The 2,522-nt window shown below is 76.0% G+C and carries 2 protein-coding genes; both read right to left on the bottom strand.

Annotated elements, in window-relative coordinates; genetic code table 11:
* Window positions 1–602: helix-hairpin-helix domain-containing protein (locus ABFX54_RS56315; protein WP_346115557.1), on the bottom strand; the 602-nt coding region annotated here is incomplete at its 3' end.
* Between the two features lie 132 nt (window positions 603–734).
* On the bottom strand, window positions 735–2,522 hold a 1,788-nt coding region (locus tag ABFX54_RS56310; protein WP_346115556.1), incomplete at its 5' end, for a PP2C family protein-serine/threonine phosphatase.

The raw sequence follows: 2,522 nt of genomic DNA, 5'->3' as shown, positions 1-2,522 counted from the left end.
AGCCGCCCCCCGACCCCGGCCAGCAGCCCCTGGATCGCCGCCACCCCCGCCCGCGCCCGCCGGCGCCGCCGGGGGAGGGTGAGCGCCATCCGCAGCCGGCTGCGCGCCGGGCGCGCCTCGGCCAGCAACGGCTCCAGCCGCCCGGCCACGTTGCGGGCGGCGGCGAGGGCGCGGGCCAGCGCGGGGCCCACGTTCACCAGGCGGTGCAGGGCGATCACCAGCTCGGTGGTGTGGTGGTCGGGCTGGTCCACGTCGAGCCGCAGGCTCGCGGCCTCGGCGGCGGCCATCTCGATCTGCCGGGCGGCCGCGTGGATCTGTCCCGCCGTGCGCGCGCCGATCCCCGGCAGCAGCTGCAGCTGGTACGGCGTCGTCTCCAGCACCTGCCGCACCGTCGTGTAGCCGGCCTTCTCCAGCGTGCCGACGCGCAGCCGCCCGTCGGTCACGTCCTTCAGCCGGGAGACGGGCACGGCCTCCAGCCCGGCCCTGGCCAGGTCGCGGCGCAGCGCGTCGAGCGCGTGCGCGGCCTGCGCGCGCACCGAGCCGTGCTCGTCGAGCAGCGCGCGTGCGTCGGCCAGCAGCCGGTCCGCGTCATGGAAGTCCACTGGATCAAGCATGCCCCAGCCGGGCCGCCGCACGAAATCCCCGGCGGCACGGCTTCCGCCTCGCCGGCCTGCCCTGACGGCCCGATCCGGCGGCCCAGCCCCATCGTCGGGTCCTGCGGTCGGGTCCGGCGGTCAGGTGACGTGCACGCCGACGAGGCAGGTGTCGTCGTCGGTGTCGGAGTTGCAGTGCGTGAGCAGGTCGTCGAGGCGGTGGTCGAGGGTGGCCGCCGGACGTCTGGCGATGGCCAGCAGCCGGTCCTGGGCGTGCCGCAGGTTGTGGTCGCGCCGCTCGATCAGCCCGTCGGTGTACATGAGCAGCGTGTCGCCGGCCCGCAGCCGCACCAGCCCCTCCTCGTACCTGGCGTCGGTGAAGGCCCCCAGCAGCGGCCCCTTGACCAGCGCCAGCTCCGTCCCGTCGCCCTCGCGCAGCAGGATGGGCGGAAGGTGGCCCGCCCTGGCCCAGCGCAGGGTCCTGGTCGGCGGGTCGTACAGGCCGCAGACGGCGGTGGCGGTCATGCGGTCGGCGAGGTGGTGGGCGACCTGGTTGAGCCAGGACAGGAGCTGGGCCGGGCCCGCCCCGGTGGCGGCCAGGCCGCGCAGCGCGTTGCGCAGGATCACCATGCCCGTGGCCCCCTCCACGCCGTGCCCGGCCACGTCGCCCACCGACAGCAGCACCTGCCGCGAGGGGAGCGCGACCGCGTCGTACCAGTCGCCGCCGACCAGGTGCTCCTTCTGCGCGGGCCGGTAGCGGACGGCGATGCGCAGCCCGAGCGAGTCGATCCGGCCGTGCGAGGGCGGCATGATGGCCTGCTGCAGTTGCAGGGCCAGGCGGTCGCGCGCGGCCGACTGCTCCTCGGTGTGGGCGAGCTGGTCGCGGGTGACGGCCAGCGCGACCTCCGTCCAGTGCTGGGAGGAGATGTCCTGGTACGCCCCCCGGACCGCCATCAGCCGCCCGTCGTGCCCGAAGACCGGCTCGGCCACCACCCGCATGTGGCGGTCCACCCCGTCGGCGCGCTGGAGCCGGAACGCCGTGGCCGCGAAGCGCCGGTGGTGCAGCACCGTGCGCAGGAAGCGGCCCAGGGCGACCTCGTCGTCGGGGTGGGCGTGGTCGCGCAGGCGTTCCAAGGGAATCGGCGGGTCGCCGGGCGTGCGGCCGTACAGGGAGTAGAGCTGGGCGTTCCAGGTGATCTGGCCGGTGAGCGCGTTCTCCTCGAAGCCGCCGATGCGGCCCAGCCGCTGCGCGTGCTCCAGCAGCCCCGCCAGCCGGGCGTCCTCGTCGTGCTCGCGCCACACCAGCAGCATGCTGTCGCCGTGGCGGGTGATGCTGACGTCGGCCACGCCGGTCGTGGTCAGGGCGAACGGCATCCGTTCGGCGCGGAACGGCGCGCCGGTGGCGTGGACGTGCTCCAGCCGCGCGAACAGGCCCTCGGCGGCCACGGGGCAGACCTCCAGCAGCAGCGAGCCGGGCACCAGCGGATACGCCTCCAGCAGCAGCCCGTCACCGGCGGTGATCCGCTCGTTGACGTGCCGGACCCGGAAGTCGGCCGGCTCGCCGTCCGCGCCCAGGTGCGCCCGCAGCACCAGCGCCGGATCGGGCAGCGTGTCGGCCAGGTCCACGATCTCCGTCCTGGCGGACGTGGCGGGCGCGAGAGTCGCGAACGGCGCGTCCAGCGTGTGCGCGCACAACTCGGCCAGCGCCTCGATCTGCCGCTCGATCCTGGGCGGACGCGGCGGCAGCGCGCGCGGCCAGCAGATCTCCAGCACGCCGAGCTGCCGCCCGGCCGAGGTCATGGGCACGGTGACCCGGCCGCCGGCGGAGGTGGGGCGGCCGATGGCGGGCAGGCTGGAGTCGGGATGCCAGATCATGCGCCGCTCGGTCAGCGACCGCCCGGCCGGGGCGGGCACGCCGGGCGGCGGCGG

Origin of the sequence: Nonomuraea maheshkhaliensis, assembly GCF_039529435.1 — a bacterium.
Lineage (GTDB): Bacteria > Actinomycetota > Actinomycetes > Streptosporangiales > Streptosporangiaceae > Nonomuraea > Nonomuraea maheshkhaliensis.
Note: the sequence above shows the minus strand (reverse complement) of the source record. Positions and strands in the feature narration are given on the sequence as shown.